The sequence below is a fragment of the Sphingomonas sp. 66-10 genome, from assembly GCF_001897045.1.
Lineage (GTDB): Bacteria > Pseudomonadota > Alphaproteobacteria > Sphingomonadales > Sphingomonadaceae > Sphingomonas > Sphingomonas lycopersici.
In genome coordinates this window covers 1-17710 of sequence record NZ_MKRR01000002.1, presented here as the reverse complement: position 1 = coordinate 17710, position 17710 = coordinate 1, and the positions used below count along the sequence as shown (strand labels likewise).

Sequence of the window (17710 nt, the reverse complement as noted above, 5' to 3'; positions counted from 1 at the left end):
GAGGAATTCGGGCGTCCGCTGTTCCCCGGTGAATACATCGACATGCCGCAGCCGATAAGCCAGCCCGCATTCCTCAAGCATGAGGACGAGCTTGAGCACATTGGGGCTGGTCATGCCGAGGATCTCGATCATGCCGCTGCGCCCCCGAGAATGTGGAAGGTCAGCGCCGGATCGGGATCGTTGAATACGCGCTCATAGATGCGGGTATAGGTCGCGCGGCGGATCTTCCAGGCGCCACCCTCCAGCACATATGTATCGCGATAGGTCGCCGCGCCGATCGTCGTGAGATTATTCTCCTTGAGGTTCAGCGCATAATCGACCAGCCGCCACTCGCCGTCGGCGGTGCCGTCGCCGTGGACGTCGATGATCGGGTGGTGGACGGTGTGGCAGGCGACGAAATCCTTGTTGAACGCCGCGCCGAGCGCCTCGAGGATCGCGTCGCGCCCCTCCGCCTGAAAGCGATAGCTGCCGCCCTGATAATCGACCGCCGCATCGGCGGTGAACAACGTCTCCAGCAGCGGCAGATCGCAGGTGTCGATCCCGCGGCAATAGAGATATTTGACGCGCTTGATGCGTTCGATCGCTTCGAGGTCCAGCGTCATGCCGTCGCCGCCTCCTTGCGGCGGGCGTGGATCGCCTCGGCGCGCGCCTTGAGCGCCTGCGCGGTATCATCGAACGCGCGTTTCACCCACGGCCCGCAGAAGCGCATGACGTGGATGCCGGTGTCGCCGAGGAAGGCGTCGGTCGAATGATAGGCGCAGCGATCCGGCCCCAGCGCCTCGATGATCTGGTCGCGCCGCGCCGGATAGGGCCAGGCATCGTCATAAGGGAGCTGCCACGACAGCAGCTTCTCCGGCTCGAATGCGCAGACATATTCGCAATTGGGGAAGGTCGCGTCGGGCTCGGTGTAGCTTTTCAGCGTCATGTGGACCGGCGCGCCCATTTCCAGCGTCGATTCGGCGGCGATGCAGAACGGGTTCCACTCGCCGTAGCGCGGCAGATCGGTGAGGATTTCCCAGATCAGCGCGGCGGGGGCGTCGATCTCGACACGTTCCGACCTCACCACCGCATCGGGGTTGAACCAGGTCCGGGGGTCTTCGCCGTCACGCATCACCGCTCTCCTGCTGCGCATCCTGCGGGCAAACGCCGTCGATGCTGCTTCTTTGCGCAGAATATTGGCGCCAAGCGGCGGGCTACGTCAAGCTTGCAATACGCATTTCGTGGTGATTTGCCGAAAAAAATCCGCATTTGCGGAAATGTGATGCGGCTTTGTCACAAGACATCCGCTTTGCTCTCACGCCCTCAAAAGGAGCCGGGATGCGCGTCTTACGATGCGATCCGTCCCCCGGCCCCTCCCTTTTGGGGAGGGGATGCGCGTTTTCAGCGGCCCAGTCGCTTGATCTCGAACTGGCTGGTCGGGATGCAATCGATCCGGTCGAAATCGATGAAGCGCGCGCAGCTTTCCATCATCTGCTGCTGGTTGGCGGCGAGCTTCGCCGGGTCGTTCGGCGCGTCGAAATAGACCCCTTCGTCGGTCAGCGCGGCGCGCGGGAAACATTCCTCGACCATCGCGGCATAATCGGGCGCGCCATAGGTCAGCGGGCGGATGACGAGGTTCTGCACATATTCGAAATTGGCCTGCGTCTCGATCCCGGTGACGGTGTGATCGCGCTGCCAGATCTCGCGCCACGCCTCCCACGTCAGCCGCGGCGGGCGGCCGAGGAACACGACCTGCGAGAAGCCTTCGGTGCGCACGCCCGGCTGGGGCGGGTGCCGGTTATTGGCGATAGCGGTCGATTCGCACACCAGCCACGCAGCGAAGCGCGGCGCAGCTTCAGCGACGATCGCGTCGAGGGGCTGGCGGGCGATATCGCGCGCGCTGGCGATCCACAGCTGGACCACCGCATCCATCTGCGGATTGGTCGAGGCCATGCGTGGCGATGTGCCGTTGGCGACATCGGCGTCCTGCAGATTGATGCGCACCGCATAGGCTTGCTCGGCGAGCCGCGGGGCGATTTCGTCCTTCAGCCGGGCGTTGAACGCGTCGCGGTCGGTGGCGGTGTCGCGCCACAGCGCATAGACGATCTTTTCCATCGGATGGCTCTCCCAAACAGTCCGTTAGAGTAAACTACCCCCCGTTCGCCCTGAGCCTGTCGAAGGGCTGTCCTTCTTCCTTGGAAGAAAAGGGCAGGGCTTCGACAGGCTCAGGGCGAACGGAGGAGGGGAAAGTGCGATCTATGCCGCGTGTTCCCGGTCAGCTCGCGAAATCATATTCCGCGCCCGCGCTCGCGCCGTCCCAGTCGCGCGAGGCGACGACGCCGCTGGTGAAGCCGTCGAGCGTCGCGGGATTGGCCTCGATCAGCTCGAGCAGGATCGTCGGATCGTGCGGCGCTTGCAGATAGGCGACGCGGGTCGCGCCGCCGCCGGCTTCGGCGTCGAACAATAGCTCCAGCCCGTTGCGCGCCGCCGTGACCTTGGCGGTCGCGACATCGTCGACCAGCCATGCAATGTGGTGCATCCCCACGCGCACCCGCCCCGCACCGTCATGATAAGGCGACGGGCCTTCGCCGAGCGGACGGATGATCTCGATCTGCATCCCGTCCTGATAGGAAAGCGCGACGTCGATCGTCACGCTGACCGGTTGGCCGCGATACCGCCCTTCGAGCGTGACGTTGCGATAGACCGTCCACGGCCCGACCCCGGCGAAGCGCCGCCAGCTTTCGGTCGAGGCGTCGAGGTCCTCGGTCAGCCACGCGGTCTGGCGGATGGCGCCGAGCGACGCGATCAGCCCGTCACGCGTCATGCTGCGCCTCGGCCTGTTCCAATATCGCGCGGGCACGCGCCGCGGTGGCGATCTCGCGCCCCATCTGATCGAGCATCGCCGCGATCTTGGGATCGAGGCACGAGCCGTCGGGGGCGAACACCGGCTCGATCGTGTTGACCGCAACCCCCATCGGGGTGTTCCACCCGCGCAGCGCGTGGACGATATTGCGCAGCGCGGTCAGCGTGTTGACCGCGCCCTGCCAGCCGGCGCCGGTCGCCACGCTGCCCACCGGGCGGCCGTGGAAATAGGGGTTTTCGTCCTCGCGCATGTCCTCGGTGTAATCGAGCGCATTCTTGACCAGGCCGGAGATGCTGCCGTGATAGCCCGGCGAGCCGAGGATGATCCCGTCGGCGCGACGCAGCGTCTCGACCATCTCGCGCGCCGCGTCGCAGCGATCGGAGGTCGAGGGATTGAACAACGGCATGTCGAGCTGCGCGCCCGCGATCAGCTTCACTTCCGCGCCAACGGCTTCCGCCCCCTTGAGCGCCAGCACCAGCGCCTTTTCGGTCGAGGAATCGGGCTTCAGCGTCCCGCCGAGCGCGACGACGAAGGGGCGGGGCGTGGGATTCGTCATGCAGCGGACCTTTTTTCTTGCTGTTTCAGGGTCTAAACTCATTCAGGACAGCGTCGTGATCGTCCGGAGAAGCCCGCTGGCAAGGAGCGCAGCGCAGACGCGTAGCAATAGCTACGCGCAAGCAAGCGACGCCGTCCAGCGGGCTTCTCCGGGCGACCCCTTCGGGGCGGGCGGCTTTTGGCGCCATGCGGCGTCGCGCGTCGGTCACGATGCATGAGCATCGCTCTCTCCTTGCTCCTTGCCTGGCACCAAAATCCGCTCCGTCACGGCGTTGTCCTGAGTGAGTTTAGACCCTAGCGCGGCGCGCACCCGGGCTGTGAGGTGCTTGGGGCAGATCAACAGATCGGGCAAGCTGGGGTTGGCACTATTGTAGCGCAAGGGCGCGCCGTCGATGCGGGTCGCCTCATAGCCCGCGGCGAGCGCGACCGCGGCGGGGGCGCAATTGTCCCATTCATATTGCCCCCCGGCGTGGAGATAGATGTCGCCCTGGCCGAGCAGCACCGCCATCGCCTTGGCACCCGCCGAGCCCATCGGCACCAATTCGGCGCCCAGAGCTGCGGCGACCGCCTCCGCCTCGGCGGGCGGGCGGGTGCGGCTGACGAGCAGGCGGACGCGCTCGGGACGCGGCTGATCGGCGGGCGGCGCATCGGTGCGCAGCACGAGGTCCTGCCCCGGCAGCGCGACCGCGCCGATTGCCGGCGCGCCGTCGATCGCCAGCGCGATATGCACCGCCCAGTCGCCGCGGCCTTCGGAATATTCGCGCGTCCCGTCGAGCGGATCGACGATCCACACGCGGGACTTTTCCAGCCGCACCGGATCGTCGACGCTTTCTTCGGAGAGCACGCCGTCGTCGGGGCGTTGCGCCTTGAGCGCTTCGAGGATGAAGGCATTGGCGACGAGATCGCCCGCCTTGCCGAGCGCCTTGCCGGCGATCAGCCCGCTGTCGCGCAGATCGAGCAACAGGCGGCCCGCGGTCTCGGCGATCTGCGCGGCGAGCTCGGCGTCGCAGGACAGGGCATGGGTGTCGGTCATCAGGCGGTTACCTCTCCAGTCATCAGCGCTTGTGCATTGTCGAGATAACCCCAGCCTTCGCGCGCCAAATCCTCCACTTGGACTAAATGGACCGTGACCGGCGGCGGGGTTTCGGTCTTGATCAGCCGCAGGCTCATCCCCCCGCGGACATGGCCCCAGGTCGGCACCCAATTGCCGCCGTCGAGCGCGGGGCGCGTCGCCGAAACCACGATCCGCACCGAGCCGTCGGGCTCGTAATGCGCGCGCAATTTGTTCACGTACCCCAGCCCGTCCTCGTAACAGTCCAGATTCTCCTGCCACATCGAGCAGAGCTGGAAGATCCACGTTTCGGTCTCGGGCGGGGTGAAGCTGAGCACCAGCGCCTGATCCGGCTCGATCCGCCACGTCCCGAAGGCGTGGTGACGATCGGCGACCCCGCCGTTCGAGAGATAGAGATTGCGCGAGAAGCGGAGCATATTGGGGAGGTCGGCAAGCCGCTCCTGCCACCAGGCGCGGACCAGCTCGACATAGCCGAGCACCTCATTGCCCGCCTTGGCCAGCCCGCTCGCCACATCGGCAGGGGCGATCGGGGAGGGGGCGGTGCCGTCGACGCGCTCGATCCGCATCACCGGTTCGCGTTCATTGGCGCGATCGAGGTGGACGATGCGGATCAGCAGCCCGCAGCTGTCGGCGGTCAGCGGCAGCCAGTTGCGCGCGCGCTCGGCGCCGCCCACCCACACTTCGAAATTTCCCTCGGCGTCGAAATCGATCGCGTCGCTCTGCAGGAAACCGGTGGTGTTGAGCCGGGTGACGTCGAAATCGGCGAGCGCGGCAAAGCCCTCGCCCGCCCAGTCGCGCGCGGCATGATCGCGCGGGATGGGCGCGTTCCACGCCGCCATCACGAAATAGGGCACGGTGCCGCGATTGCCGGTGATGCGATATTCACGCGCTTCATCGAATTCGCAGAGCAGATGATCCTGATCGGGGCTCTGGAAATTGATCGTCGAGCGCCACGGCACGTCGCGCAGCCGCGGCCGGTTGGGCTCGCAATTCTCGACGAAGCGCTCGCAGCCGTTGCGCACCAGCCTGGTGAGGAAGCGGTAGAATTCGGCGCGATCCTGCGCGTCGGGCTCGTCGCCGAAACGTTCGATCGCGCGCCCGGCGAGTTTGAGCTGGTCGCAGAAATCGTCCCACGCGCGGCCGGTGAGGAGGCGTTGTTCGGCGCTCATGCTGCTTCTCCGAAAGTGACGAGAACCTTCGCCGCACGTTCGGTATCGGCGGCGGTGGCGAAAGCCTCGGTGAAATCGCGGAAGTCGAAACGGTGGCTGACCAAAGCTGTGGTATCGATCGCGCCGCGCGCGAGGATATCGACCACCTCGGCGAATTCGGTCGGATAGGCCATCGCGGTGGTGATCCGCATCTCCTTCGCCAGCACCAGCGCGAAATTGACCGGCACATCCTGATGATGCACCGCGATCACCGTGAGATGCGCGTGGAAGCGGGCATTGGCGAGTACCGCGGGGATCACCGGCGGCGCGCCGGACACCTCGATGAACTGGTCGGTATCGACCACCTTCATCCCGTAAAGCTCGCTCGTGCCGTGTTCGGCGCCGATTGTGTCCCAGATATCGCCGTCATCGGGGTTGAGCGTGACGCGCGCGCCGAGCGCACGGGCGCGGGCGAGCCGGCCGTTCGAGCGATCGACCGCGATGATATCGGTGATGCCCTTGTGGCGCAGCATCGCGACCACCCCGAGCCCGATCGGGCCGGCGCCGAACACCACCGCTTTCTCGCCCGGCTCGGCGCCCGAGCGATAGACGCCGTGGAGCGCAACCGACAGCGGCTCGACCAACGCGGCGGTCTCGAAATCGAGCGTGTCGGGGATCGGATAGACCATCGGCTGCGAGCTGATGTCGCGGACGAGGATCAGCGGGGCGAAGGCGCCCGCGCCGCCGCTGCCGATATAATTGCTCGGCGTGGTGGGATCGACGACGACCCGCTGGCCCGGCGCGACCCCGCTGACCTTGCTGCCGACGGCCTCGATCGTCCCCGAGAATTCATGCCCGAGCGGCACCGGTGCGCCGGTCCCGCCGACCGGCAGGCCGCCGGCGCGGGCATAGCCGAGATCGGTGCCGCAAATCCCGCAGGCGGCGACGCGGACGACGATATCGTCGGGGCCGGGCACCGGGGTTTCGATCTGGTCGATCCGCACGTCATTGGGGCCGTGGACGGCCACGCTGGGCATCATCGCGGTCACAATTTTTCCTCCGCCACCGGGAAAGCGTCGAAGTAGAAAGCGAAACGTTCGCGCAGCGCGGCGATATCGACGTCGAAATCGCCCGCGAGATCGTACACCACCTTGCCGTGCATCGCGCGCGGGTGGCTGGCGACATAAGCGTCGATCGCCGCGCGCGCCTCGGGGGTGCGTTCGAGCCCGGCGAGCGCGGCGATGCGATCGAGGGTTGCGTCCTGATCGGCCATATAGCGATCGAAATAGACGTCGAGCGACCGCTCCGGTCCCCACGAGGCACGATCGCGCACGCAGCGGCGCAGCAAGGTCTCGATCCGGTCGATCCAGTAGCGCGCGGTGGCGGGGGGATCGGTGTCCCTGCGGCGCAGGCGATCACCGTAGGCGATCATCGTCACCGCCGACTGGATCACCGCCAGCGGATCGCGATGGGTGATCACGAGGGTCGCGTCGGGGAACACCGCCTTCAACGGCCCGAGCTGCTCCATATGCTGCGGCGATTTGAGCACCCAGCGGCGCGGCCCGCGCAGCCAGGTGAGCAATTGCAATACCTTCTTTCCGTAAGCGTAATGCGGCGTCTGATCGTGGGTCAGATAATATTCGCGCCACGCATGCGGGCGGCTGAGCCATTCGAGTTCGTAGGAAGCGAAATCGATCTTCTGCAGCTCGATCTCCTCATGCGTGTGATCGGGCGCCATTTCGTGCATCGCGCGCATGTGCGGCAAAGCTTCCTCGAACGCGCCCCAGAATTGCCGGGTCTGGAGGAAACGCGGGTCCTGCGATCGATCGGCGGGCGGTGTGCCTTCGGGCACCGGCTGCATCGATTCCCACAAGGGCATCGAATTGAGCCGCGGATCGGCCGACAGGATATTGACGAGATGCGTCGTCCCCGATCGCGGCAGCCCGGCGATGATGATCGGGCGCTCGATCTCGATATCGAGGATTTCCGGTTGGCGCCGGATCATGTCCTCGACCTTCAACCGGTTGATCGCGAGCCGGATGAAATCGTTGAACAGCGACGCGCGGCCCCATGGGTTGAGCCCGGTATCGGCGTCGACCGAGGCGCACCATAGATCGAGCCGCGCGACGAATTCGCGGTCGCCGAAATCGGAGAGCCCGGTCGCGGCGCTCGCGGCATCGAGCACGGCTTGCGCGGTCAGCCGCTCGGGCGGCGCGGCGCGCGCGATCATCTCCTCGAGCAGCGGCGAAAGCCGCGGCCGGGCGAGATCGTCGATGCGGATGGGGGAAGCGCTCATCGCGTCACCCCACCACGCTATAGCCGCCGTCGATCAGCAGCGTCTGGCCGGTGATGAAGCTCGCCGCCGGGCTGGTGAGGAACAGCACAGCGCCCGCGATATCCTCGGGGACGCCGATTCGCCCCAACGGCGTCCGCGCGATCGTCGGCGCCAGCACCTCGGGCATATGCTTGACCCCGGCGGTCATCTTGCTTTCGGTCAGCCCAGCGGCGACGGCATTGGCGCGGATATGATGCTTGGCCCAGGCGAGCGCGAGCGTCTTCATCATCTGCACCAGCCCCGCCTTGGCCGCGCCGTAACCCGGCACCTGCTCGATCCCGAAGAAGCTGGAGAGCGAGGCGATGCCGATGAACGACCCGCCGCCGGCGATGCTGCTCGCCGCGAGTTTGTCGCGAAAGGCGTGGGCGAGGCGATAGGCGCCGGTAAGGTGCATCCGCACCGCGCGATCGAACACGTCGGGCTCATATTCGTCAAGCCCGATCGTCATCAGCGCGATGCCGGTGGAGTTGATCAGGATGTCGCAGCGCGGGGTCGCCGCGGCGAGCGCGGCGATGCTGTCGGCGCTTTCGATATCGAGCTGGCGATAGCCGCAGCCCGGAACCAGATCGTCGTAATCGCTCGCCGACGCGCGGGTGCCGGTGATCGTGACATTGGCGCCCGCGTCGCGATAGGCCGCGGCGATCGCCGCCCCGATCCCGCCGCTGCCGCCCGCGACCAGCACTTCAGCGCCGGCATAATCGAAACGCACGCCTTTCATCGTTGTGGCTCTCCTGTCGTGCTCGGCGCGGTCGTTGCCGCGCCTGTCCAAATACAATCCGTTCGCCCTGAGCTTGTCGAAGGGCGTCCTGCCGTTCGCGAGGTCGGGCCGCCCTTCGGCAAGCTCAGGGCGAACGGGGATAAGTGACCCCGATCTAACGCACGATGCTTTCGCCGACCGCCGTCGCGGCCCGACGCCCGGCCATCCGGCCGAAGAAACTGCCGTCGGCGAGGCTCATGCCCGAGCTGTAGCCGTGGCCCCAGCGCGGCAGCCCGCAGGTCGCGCGACCCGCGGCGTAAAGCCCCGCGATCGGCTGGCCGGCGCGATCGAGCACCTCGCCGGTCGGCAGGGTGTTGAGCCCGCCGAGCGTGAAGAAGGAAAAGAAGCTGGTCCTGAAATTGAGTTCGAGCGCGGCGAACGGCCCCCGATCGAGCACCTTCAGCCACTCGGGCGCCTTGTGGTAGATCGGGTCGTGCCCCTCGGCGGCGTAGCGGTTGAAGGTTTCCACCGTCGCCGCCAGCGTCGCCTCGGGGAGCCCGAGCTCGCGCTCCACCTCGGCCCAGCTATCCCCGACCGCGGCGATCTCGATCCGCGCGAGGTCGATCGGGCGGCCGAAAATCTCGTTGTCGACCAGCAGGAAGACGCGCTCGCCCGGCTGGTCGAGCATCGTCCGGCTGACCCGGCCGTGATAGCAATCCTCGTTGATGAAGCGCTGCCCGCGCTCGTTGACGAAAATGCCCTTCACCAGACTTTCGGGCATGATCCACGGGCAGGTGGTGAAGAATTCGTCCATATGGATCGCGTCGCCGCCCGCGGCCATGCCCATCAGGATGCCCGAGCCGTTATCGTTCTCGCCGATCGGTTCGGATGCGCGCAGCGCGCCGGGGGCGTAGCGCCTGACCATTTCGGCATTCATGCAGAAGCCGCCGGTGGCAAGGATCACCCCCTTGCTGGCGCGCACGTAAAGCGGCTTGCCGTCGATCCGCACGACGACGCCGACGACACGGCCCTTGTCGCCGACGAGGCAGAGTGTCCGCGCATCGGTGTGCACGTTGACGCCGAGCGCGCGGACGCGCGTTTCGAGGATGTCGATCAGCTTGCGCCCGCCGCCCCAGCCCATCCACTGGATTGTATGGCCGCGCGGGGCAGGGGTGGCGGTCTCGGCGAACGGCCATGCCGCCTCGCTGCCCGACCAGATCAGGGTATCGTCCTCGGCCGGCTCGATGATTTTGCCGGGAAGGAAGCTGCCCTTGTAGGGCACGCCCTGATCCTTGAGCCATTGATAATGGTCGAGGCTCTCGGCGGCGTAGAGCCTGACCTTCGCCGGATCGGCATCGGGGCCGCCGGCCATCATCAGATAGCCCTCAAGCGCCTCGGTCGTATCGGCGAACCCCGCGGCGCGCTGCGCATCGGTCCCGCCGCCGCCGCCGATATACATCTCCCCGCCCGACAGCGCCGAAGCGCCGCCGCTGCCCGAGGTCGCCTCGAACAGGGTCACCTTGGCGCCGGCCTCGGCCGCCTCGATCGCGGCGCAGGCGCCGGCGATGCCGAAGCCGACGATCGCCACCTCGGTCTCGACGTCCCACGCCGGAACCTCGCTTGCCGCGAGCAGGCGGTGCGGCGCGAAATCGGTCACGCCGGCGCTCCTAGACGAAGCGCGCGGTGCAGCTGCCCACGCCCTCGAGGTCCATGACGAACACGTCGCCGATGCGCGCCGGTTCGAGCGGCACGAGTGAGCCCGAGAGGATCACATCGCCCGCATCGAGCGTCACGCCGTAGCGCCCGAGGGTATTGGCGAGCCACGCCACCGCGGTGAGCGGCGATCCCTGCACCGCCGAGCCATAGCCTTCGGACAAAGGCGCGCCATTCTTGGTCACCGTGACCTTGAGCCCCGGCAGATCGACCGAGCGTGGATCGACCCGCGCCTCGCCGACGACATAGACCCCGCAAGAGGCATTATCCGCGACGGTATCGACGATCCCGATCTTCCAGTCCTGGATGCGGCTGTCGACGATCTCGAAGCACGGCGCGATCGCCGCGGTCGCCGCGAGCACGTCGGCGTCGGTCACCCCCGGACCGGTCAGCGGCGCCGAGAGGATGAAGGCGATCTCCGCCTCGGCGCGCGGCTGGATCAGCCCGTGCGCATTCACGTCGATCACCCCGTCTGGCACGTCCATCCGATCGGTGAGAAAGCCGAAATCGGGCTGGTGGACGCCGAGCATGTCCTGCACCGCCTTGCTCGTCACGCCGATCTTCTTGCCCACCACGCGCTCGCCTTCGGCGCGGCGCCGCGCAAGGAAATCGAGCGAGATCTGATAAGCGTCGTCGATCGTCAGCTCGGGATAGCGCGCGATCAGCGGGGCGACCGTGTTGCGGCCGCGCAGCGCGGCGAACAACTCGGCGCCAAGGGCGGAAACGTCAGCCACGCAGGAAATCCAGTGCGTAACGGTTGAACTCGGCGGTGCGTTCGACCTGCACCCAATGCCCGACCTTGTTGAAGATCATGAAGCGCGCATCGGGGCAGGCGTCGAGGAAGCGCTGCGCCCCCGAAGCGGGGCAGAATTCGTCATTCTGGCCCCAGAAGCCGATGATCGGCATCGGCAATTCGCCGAGCCGCGGCGCGAGATTGGGGGTGCGCATCCGCGCCAGCACGTCCTTGGGCTGGGTGCGCGCGACGGCATAGCGTTCCGCGACCAAAGCATCGGTGATCACCGATGCGTCATAGACGAGGTTCGAGACGAGCTTGCGCTGATCGTCGAGCGTGAAATCGGGGCTGGTGAAATCGCCGACCATCTTGGCGATCCCCGGCATCGCGAAATAGACCGGCAGTTCCTCGATACAGCCGGGCGCCATCAGCACCAGTTTCTCGGCGAAACCGGGATGATCGAGCGACATCTGGATCGCGACCCCGCCGCCGAGCGAATTGCCGACCAGCACCGCCTTGGTCACGCCGGCCTGGACGAGCGCGTCGTACAAAGTGTCGGTGAACAGCGCGAGCGTATAGTCGATGCCCTCGGGCTTCGATGAATCGCCGTAACCGATCATGTCGGGGAGCAGGACGCGGTAACCCGCGTCGACGAAGGCGGCGATATTCTGCTTGAAATTGGAATAGCCCGACGCGCCCGGCCCGCTGCCGTGGATGAACACCACCGCCGGCCCGCTGCCCGTCTCGGCGATCGAAATCTCATATCCGCCGGCGACCTTGTAGGTCGTGCGCTTCACGTCGTTGGCCATTCGATCCACTCCGTTTTTTTCTACCCCGTCATTCCCGCGAAGGCGGGAATCCATTCACCCAGGTTCTTGCGATAAAATCGCAACGGCAGCGCATCTGGATTCCCGCCTTCGCGGGAATGACGAAGAAGGTTTCTTCTCAAATCATCGCTCAGAGGAACATGAAGCTCGGCGGCTCGCCGAGCAGCGCGTTGACCACATCCGGCCCGAAGTTATTCGGATCGTTCGCGACATGCGCCCGCGCCGCGTGGAGATCGAGCCACGGCTGGATCACCGGGCTCGACATATAGACCGCGCGCCCGCCGAGCAGCGGCAGCAGCCCGTCGACCAGCGCGGCGCAGCGCCGCACCACCGAGCCCGACTGGAAGCGGAACAACGTGCGCTCCTCCATCGGGATCGGCTCGCCCGCCTCGGCATGCGCGATCATCGCGTTGAAATTGCGCGCCAGCACCGCTTCCATCTCGTCGATCTCGGCCCAGGCCCTGGCGATCGCATTCTGCAGCAGCGGATCGGCCTTGGAAGCCTTGCCGGTGTTGGTCGAGATGCGCGTCTTCATGATCTCGATCGCGCTTTTGGTCGCCGCCTTGGCGCCGCCCAGCGCGGCGCTGGAGACGAGCCGCACGAACACCTGCGCCCAGGGCAGGCGATACATTGGCGCGTCATTCTCGACCTGCCCCGGATTGGTGCACAGGAAGCCATCGCTCGCCTTGTGGGTGCGATGCTCGGGGACGAAGGCGCGGTCGACCACGATATCCTGGCTGCCGGTGCCCTGCAGTCCGAAGACATGCCAGGTGTCCTTGATCTGATAATCGCTGCGCGGGACGAGGAAGGTGCGCATATCGGGCGCATCGCCTTCCTTGGCGGGCGGGATCATCGCGCCGAGCAGCACCCATTCGCAATGTTCCGACCCGCTCGAAAAGCCCCATTGCCCCGAAAGATAGAAACCGCCCTCGGTCCGCTCGACCTTGCCCACCGGCTGATAGGAGGAGGAGACGAGCGTCGCGTCATTCTCGCCCCACACTTCCTGCTGCGCCTGATTGTGGAACAGCGCGAGCTCATAGGGGTGGCCGCCGACCACGCCATAGACCCAGCCGGTCGACATGCAGCCCTCGGCGAGCAATTTCTGCACCTCGAAGAATATATTGGGGTGCATCTCATAGCCGCCCCAGCGCTTGGGCTGGAGGATGCGGAAGAACCCCGCGGCTTGCATCTCGGCGATCGTCTCGTCGGGGATGCGGCGCTGTGCGGTCGCCTGCGCGGCGCGCGCCTTGAGCGCGGGGATCATCGCCCGCGCGCGCTCGATCAGTTCCTCACCGCTCGGAATGCGTGCGCTCGCCTGTTGTGCGGCTGTCGCCATTATAGTCTCCTTGCCCGCTATCTGCGCTTGTCGCGGAGAAATCGAGGCTGAAAGTTCGATATTCGTAATGAAAACTATATTTGGCTACGCAAGCCGTCAATCCGAATTCAGGGGCGCAATGCAAATTTCTGCACCTTGCCCGATGCGTTGAGTGGGAGCGCCTCGACGATCTCGATGCTGCGCGGCGCTTTGTAATTGGCCATGTTGGCGCGCGCCCAGACGAGCAGTTCGTCGGCATCGGGCCTATGCCCGGCGCGCGGCACGACGAACGCCTTGCCGACTTCCCCCAGCCGTTCGTGGGGAATGCCGATCACCGCGGCGAGCGCGACATCGGGGTGGCGTTGCAACGCGCGCTCGATTTCGGCCGGGTAGCAGTTGAAGCCGCCCGAAATGTACATGTCCTTGATCCGGTCGGTGATCACCAGCTCGCCGCCCGGCTCGAACCGGCCGATATCGCCGGTATGGAGCCAGCCGTCCGAGTCGATCGCCTCGGCGGTCGCGGCATCGTCCTCGAAATAGCCGCGCATCACGTTGAAGCCGCGTACCAGCACCTCGCCCGCGCCGCTCTCGTCGGGATCGGCGATGCGCACCTCGATCCCGGGGATCGGGCGGCCGGCGGTGCGCGCGACGATCTCGGCCGGGTCGTCGGCGGCGGAGATCGAGACGATCCCGGCGGATTCGGTGAGGCCGTAACCGGTCAGCACGGTATCGATCCCCAGATCGCTGCGCATCCGCTCGATCAGCGCGGCGGGGACCGAAGCGGCGCCGGTGATCGACAGCCGCAGCGACGACAGGTCGGCGTCGCCGAGATCGGTGGCGAGCAGGGTCTGGAAGATCGCCGGCGGCCCCGGCAGCACGCTGATGCGGTGCGTCGAGACGAGGTCGATCAAACGCTTGGTATCGAGGATCGCGAGCGGATAGATCGTCGCCCCCGCGATCAGGCAGGCGAGCCACCCCGCCTTATAGCCGAAGGTGTGGAAGAAGGGGTTGACGATCAGATAGCGGTCGCCCGCGCGCAATCCGACCGCATTCACCCAGGTGCGGAACGAGCGCACCGACGCGCCGTGGGTCGCGACGACGCCCTTGGGGTCGCCGGTGGTGCCCGAGGTGAACAGGATGTCGCACGCATCGTCGGGGGCGATCGCGGGGAGGGCGATGCTTTCCGGCGCGGTGGCGACGAACGCGTCCCATTCGGCGCCGAAGCAGATCGTGCGTTCGAGGTGCGGCAGATCCTCGCCGGCGAGCAGCGTCGGATAATCGGTGTCGAGGAAATCGTGGACGGTCAGCAGCGTCCGCGCACGCGACTTGTTGAGGATATAGGCTGCTTCATTGCCCTTGAGCCGGGTGTTGAGCGTCACCACCACGCAGCCCGCGGCCTGCGCGCCGACGCAGGCGAGGATCCATTCGGGGCTGTTTGGTGCCCAGATCGCGACACGATCGCCCTTTGCCAGCCCTGCGCCGGCGAAGGCGCGCGCGATCTTCTGCGATTCGGCCCACAGGCCGGCGAAGGTCACAATGCGCGCGCCGTCAACGATCGCCGGCTGGTCGCCGAAACGGCGCGCGGCGGCTTCTGCGACGGCGGTAATGGTCATCGGCTCAGATTCGGCCACAGGCTCATCCTCTAGTATGCGTAGTCAAAATAGCATCAGGCTACGCAAATTGTACATTGCCTATCGACTCGCTTCGACTATCTTGTTGCGCGACGCGAGGATAGGGCCGGAATCGGCCGGTATAGGCCGCCCGCCGTCGCCATGTCGGTCAAGCCCCGAATGGTGATGGGAATGCGCGGGAAACCGGGCAACGACGGGGATCGGCCAGGATGGAGGATGCGCAGGGAATGTCGGTCGATCCGCTGAATTTCGCAGGCCGCGTGGTGGTCGTCACGGGGGCGAGCCGGGGCATCGGCCGCGCGATCGCGACGCGTTTCGCCGCGGCGGGGGCGACGGTGATCGGCTTCGGCCGCAGCGTCCCGGCCGAATCGCTCGGCTATGAATTTCAGGCGTGCGACGTGCGCGATCCCGAGGCGGTGCGCGCCGCGATCGATGCGATTGGCGCCGCGCACGGCCGGATCGACGCGGTGATCAACAATGCCGGCGGCTCGCCCGAAAGCGACGCCGCCACCGCCAGCCCGCGCTTCGCCGAGCGGGTCATCGCGCTCAATCTGCTCGGGCCGCTCTATGTCGCGCAGGCGGCGCATCGCTGGATGCAGGCCAATGGCGGGGCGATCGTCAACATCGCCAGCGTCTCCGCGACCCGCCCCTCGCCAGGCACCGCGGTCTATGCCGCGGCCAAGGCGGGGCTGGTCCAGCTCACCCGCAGCCTCGCGCAGGAATGGGGGCCGACCGTGCGGCTCAATTCGATCATCGTCGGCTATATCGCCACCGAGGATGTCGCGACGACCTATGGCAGCGCCGATGCGCAGGCCGCGATCGCCGACACGCTCGGGCTGCGCCGGCTCGGCCGTCCGGAGGAGATCGCCGACGCGGCGTTGTTCCTTGCCTCGCCGATGGCCTCCTATGTCAGCGGTGCCTCGCTCGCGGCGGACGGGGGCAATGAATGGCCGTCGTTCCTCGCGATCCTCAAGGCGCACTCTGGCAGGTGATCGGCTCGTAACTTTCGGTTTGCGTATTACTTTGGGCAAATTGATGCGCATTCCGCTTGAAATGGCAAAAGGGCGTCGGTAAGCCGGTGAGAGGGGAGGCGCGAGCGGCCCCGACTCAGAGGCCCGATCCAGAGAGGTATGCCGAATGGCAGTGAAATCATTGGCCTATGCCGTCATCGACTCGGCCGATATCGACGCGTGGCGGCGCTATGGCGAAGAGGTCATCGGTGCGCGCGCGCTTGAAAACACTGGCGAGGGCGGCGCGGACGAGGTGCGGCTGCGCTTCGACGAGCGCCCGTTCCGCCTGCTGATCCGCAAGGCCGATGCCGACAGGTTCCACGCCGCGGGCTGGGTCTATGGCTCGAAGGCCGATTATGATGCCGGCCTCGCCAAGCTGCGCGCCGCCGGCGTCGCGCTCGAGCCGGCGAGCGCGGCGGAGGCGAAGGATCGCCATCTACGCGAATTCGTGCGGCTTAACGATCCCTCGGGCAACCTGCTCGAACTCGGCTGGGGCAACATCGTCGACGGCAAGCCGTTCATCTCGCCGGTCGGTGTGCCGCATTTCGAGATGGGCGAGATGGGGCTGGGGCATGTCGTGCTCCCCGCGATGAAGCTCGCCGAGACGCGCGCTTTCTATATCGACCTGCTCGGCTTCGGCGACAGCGACGAGATGCGTGCCTTCATGCAGGGCGGGCCGGACGATCCCGGCATCGGCTTCCACTTCCTGCATTGCGACAATCCGCGCCACCACAGCATCGCGCTGGGCGAATATCCCGCGCCGTCGGGGTGCATCCACATGATGTTCGAGGTGCCGACGCTCGATGCGGTCGGCCAGGCGCTCGATCGCGCGATCGCCGCGGGGACGCACATCTCGTCGAGCTTCGGCAAGCATATGAACGACAAGATGTACAGCTTCTACATGCGGACCCCGTCGGGCTTCGACATCGAATATGGCACGGGCGGCATCCGCCCGGACTGGACCACTTTCACCCCCACGATCAGCCTCAAAGAGGATGAATGGGGCCATCACTGGAATTTCGGCGGATGACCTTCGACAAGCGCATGACCGCGGCCGATTTCGTCGGCCAGCTCAAGGACGGAATGACGATCGGCATCGCCGGCTGGGGCCCGCGGCGCAAGCCGATGGCGCTGGTGCGCGAGATCCTGCGCTCGCCGCTCAAGGAACTGACGATCGTCGCTTACGGCGGCCCCGATATCGGGCTGCTGTGCGCGGCGGGGAAGGTCAGGAAGCTGATCTTCGGCTTCGTCTCGCTCGATGCGATCCCGCTCGAGCCGTGGTTCCGCAAGGCGCGCGAGAGCGGCGCGATCGACGTGCTCGAGCTTGACGAGGGCATGTTGCAATGGGGGCTCAAGGCGGCGGCGATGCGGCTGCCGTTCCTCCCGACGCGCGTCGGGCTCGGCACCGACATCATGACCCACGGCGGGTTCAAGACGGTCAAATCGCCCTATGCCGATGGCGAGGAATTGCTGGCGATGCCGGCGCTCCGCCTTGACGCCGCGCTGATCCACGTCAGCCGCGCCGATCGCTTCGGCAATATCCAGGCGCTCGGCCCGGATACTTATTATGACGAATGGTTCGCCCGCGCCGCCGACAAGGCCTATGTCTCGGCGGAGGAAGTGGTCGAGCGGATGGACGAAAGCTATCCCGATCCGGCCGACGCCAAGACGTCGATCTTCGAGCGCTGCTTCGTGACGGGGGTGATCCCTGCGCGCTTCGGCGCGCATCCGACGTCGATGCCCCCGGCCTATGGCTGGGACATGGGCTATTTCAAATCCTATGCCGCGGCGGCGGGCGAGGAAGGCGGCTGGGATCGCCTCAACGCCGATAT

The 17710-nt window shown here is 66.4% G+C and carries 18 protein-coding genes; 3 read left to right on the top strand and 15 right to left on the bottom strand.

Features of this window, described 5'->3' with window-relative positions:
• Positions 1-128: 128 nt before the first annotated feature.
• The 15 genes from BGN95_RS00665 to BGN95_RS00595 all read right to left on the bottom strand — a co-directional run bounded on the left by BGN95_RS00665 (position 129) and on the right by BGN95_RS00595 (position 14868).
• Positions 129-602, bottom strand: a complete 474-nt coding sequence (locus BGN95_RS00665) for a nuclear transport factor 2 family protein (protein WP_265313173.1) — start codon at positions 600-602, stop codon at positions 129-131.
• Positions 599-1111: an SRPBCC domain-containing protein gene (locus tag BGN95_RS00660; protein ID WP_286771311.1), complete on the bottom strand. Its 513-nt coding sequence runs from the start codon at positions 1109-1111 to the stop codon at positions 599-601. Before BGN95_RS00660 ends, BGN95_RS00665 begins: the two co-directional genes overlap by 4 nt.
• 269 nt (positions 1112-1380) lie before the next feature.
• On the bottom strand, positions 1381-2094 hold the full coding sequence (locus BGN95_RS00655; RefSeq protein WP_286771310.1) for an EthD domain-containing protein: 714 nt from the start codon (positions 2092-2094) through the stop codon (positions 1381-1383).
• A 160-nt stretch (positions 2095-2254) separates the two neighbouring features.
• Positions 2255-2803, bottom strand: coding sequence for a VOC family protein (locus tag BGN95_RS00650; protein WP_179511074.1), 549 nt, complete (start codon positions 2801-2803; stop codon positions 2255-2257).
• Positions 2793-3398, bottom strand: a complete 606-nt coding sequence (locus BGN95_RS00645) for an NADPH-dependent FMN reductase (protein WP_179511075.1) — start codon at positions 3396-3398, stop codon at positions 2793-2795. Before BGN95_RS00645 ends, BGN95_RS00650 begins: the two co-directional genes overlap by 11 nt.
• 204 nt (positions 3399-3602) lie before the next feature.
• Complete coding sequence (locus tag BGN95_RS00640; RefSeq protein ID WP_284699544.1) at positions 3603-4430, bottom strand: 3'(2'),5'-bisphosphate nucleotidase CysQ; 828 nt, start codon at positions 4428-4430, stop codon at positions 3603-3605.
• Positions 4430-5638 carry a DUF1214 domain-containing protein gene (locus tag BGN95_RS00635; protein ID WP_286771309.1) on the bottom strand — a complete coding sequence of 403 codons (1209 nt, stop codon included), beginning with the start codon at positions 5636-5638 and terminating at the stop codon, positions 4430-4432. Before BGN95_RS00635 ends, BGN95_RS00640 begins: the two co-directional genes overlap by 1 nt.
• Positions 5635-6657, bottom strand: coding sequence for a zinc-dependent alcohol dehydrogenase (locus BGN95_RS00630; protein WP_265313284.1), 1023 nt, complete (start codon positions 6655-6657; stop codon positions 5635-5637). Before BGN95_RS00630 ends, BGN95_RS00635 begins: the two co-directional genes overlap by 4 nt.
• Before the next feature lie 5 nt (positions 6658-6662).
• The gene (locus tag BGN95_RS00625) at positions 6663-7913 is read right to left on the bottom strand and encodes a sulfotransferase family protein (protein ID WP_179511078.1); all 1251 of its coding nucleotides are present in this window, start codon (positions 7911-7913) and stop codon (positions 6663-6665) included.
• A 4-nt stretch (positions 7914-7917) separates the two neighbouring features.
• The gene (locus BGN95_RS00620; protein ID WP_286771308.1) at positions 7918-8670 is read right to left on the bottom strand and encodes an SDR family NAD(P)-dependent oxidoreductase; all 753 of its coding nucleotides are present in this window, start codon (positions 8668-8670) and stop codon (positions 7918-7920) included.
• Positions 8671-8824: 154 nt separating this feature from the next.
• Positions 8825-10306, bottom strand: coding sequence for an FAD-dependent oxidoreductase (locus BGN95_RS00615; RefSeq protein WP_286771307.1), 1482 nt, complete (start codon positions 10304-10306; stop codon positions 8825-8827).
• Positions 10307-10316: 10 nt separating this feature from the next.
• The gene (locus BGN95_RS00610) at positions 10317-11096 is read right to left on the bottom strand and encodes a fumarylacetoacetate hydrolase family protein (RefSeq protein ID WP_286771306.1); all 780 of its coding nucleotides are present in this window, start codon (positions 11094-11096) and stop codon (positions 10317-10319) included.
• Positions 11089-11904: an alpha/beta fold hydrolase gene (locus tag BGN95_RS00605; RefSeq protein ID WP_286771305.1), complete on the bottom strand. Its 816-nt coding sequence runs from the start codon at positions 11902-11904 to the stop codon at positions 11089-11091. The genes BGN95_RS00610 and BGN95_RS00605 overlap by 8 nt, the downstream gene beginning before the upstream one ends.
• A 148-nt stretch (positions 11905-12052) precedes the next feature.
• Entirely contained in the window at positions 12053-13258 is a 1206-nt protein-coding gene (locus tag BGN95_RS00600) for an acyl-CoA dehydrogenase family protein (RefSeq protein ID WP_179511083.1), read from the bottom strand.
• Between the two features lie 107 nt (positions 13259-13365).
• Positions 13366-14868 carry a FadD3 family acyl-CoA ligase gene (locus BGN95_RS00595; protein ID WP_353744646.1) on the bottom strand — a complete coding sequence of 501 codons (1503 nt, stop codon included), beginning with the start codon at positions 14866-14868 and terminating at the stop codon, positions 13366-13368.
• Positions 14869-15077: 209 nt separating this feature from the next.
• On the opposite strand from BGN95_RS00595, the gene BGN95_RS00590 reads away from it, so the two are divergent.
• The 3 genes from BGN95_RS00590 to BGN95_RS00580 all read left to right on the top strand — a co-directional run.
• Complete coding sequence (locus BGN95_RS00590; RefSeq protein ID WP_286771304.1) at positions 15078-15860, top strand: SDR family oxidoreductase; 783 nt, start codon at positions 15078-15080, stop codon at positions 15858-15860.
• A gap of 145 nt (positions 15861-16005) precedes the next feature.
• Positions 16006-16908: a VOC family protein gene (locus tag BGN95_RS00585; RefSeq protein ID WP_286771303.1), complete on the top strand. Its 903-nt coding sequence runs from the start codon at positions 16006-16008 to the stop codon at positions 16906-16908.
• Positions 16905-17710 (top strand): CoA transferase subunit A (locus BGN95_RS00580; protein WP_286771302.1); only part of this gene is annotated, 806 nt, incomplete at its 3' end. The genes BGN95_RS00585 and BGN95_RS00580, both read left to right, overlap by 4 nt.

Bases quoted from the DNA above. Each gene is read 5' to 3' on its own strand.
- BGN95_RS00665 (WP_265313173.1), bottom strand. From the start codon at position 602: ATGACGCTGGACCTCGAAGCGATCGAACGCATCAAGCGCGTCAAATAT.
- BGN95_RS00660 (WP_286771311.1), bottom strand. From the start codon at position 1,111: ATGCGTGACGGCGAAGACCCCCGGACCTGGTTCAACCCCGATGCGGTG.
- BGN95_RS00655 (WP_286771310.1), bottom strand. From the start codon at position 2,094: ATGGAAAAGATCGTCTATGCGCTGTGGCGCGACACCGCCACCGACCGC.
- BGN95_RS00650 (WP_179511074.1), bottom strand. From the start codon at position 2,803: ATGACGCGTGACGGGCTGATCGCGTCGCTCGGCGCCATCCGCCAGACC.
- BGN95_RS00645 (WP_179511075.1), bottom strand. From the start codon at position 3,398: ATGACGAATCCCACGCCCCGCCCCTTCGTCGTCGCGCTCGGCGGGACG.
- BGN95_RS00640 (WP_284699544.1), bottom strand. From the start codon at position 4,430: ATGACCGACACCCATGCCCTGTCCTGCGACGCCGAGCTCGCCGCGCAG.
- BGN95_RS00635 (WP_286771309.1), bottom strand. From the start codon at position 5,638: ATGAGCGCCGAACAACGCCTCCTCACCGGCCGCGCGTGGGACGATTTC.
- BGN95_RS00630 (WP_265313284.1), bottom strand. From the start codon at position 6,657: ATGATGCCCAGCGTGGCCGTCCACGGCCCCAATGACGTGCGGATCGAC.
- BGN95_RS00625 (WP_179511078.1), bottom strand. From the start codon at position 7,913: ATGAGCGCTTCCCCCATCCGCATCGACGATCTCGCCCGGCCGCGGCTT.
- BGN95_RS00620 (WP_286771308.1), bottom strand. From the start codon at position 8,670: ATGAAAGGCGTGCGTTTCGATTATGCCGGCGCTGAAGTGCTGGTCGCG.
- BGN95_RS00605 (WP_286771305.1), bottom strand. From the start codon at position 11,904: ATGGCCAACGACGTGAAGCGCACGACCTACAAGGTCGCCGGCGGATAT.
- BGN95_RS00600 (WP_179511083.1), bottom strand. From the start codon at position 13,258: ATGGCGACAGCCGCACAACAGGCGAGCGCACGCATTCCGAGCGGTGAG.
- BGN95_RS00590 (WP_286771304.1), top strand. From the start codon at position 15,078: ATGGAGGATGCGCAGGGAATGTCGGTCGATCCGCTGAATTTCGCAGGC.
- BGN95_RS00585 (WP_286771303.1), top strand. From the start codon at position 16,006: ATGGCAGTGAAATCATTGGCCTATGCCGTCATCGACTCGGCCGATATC.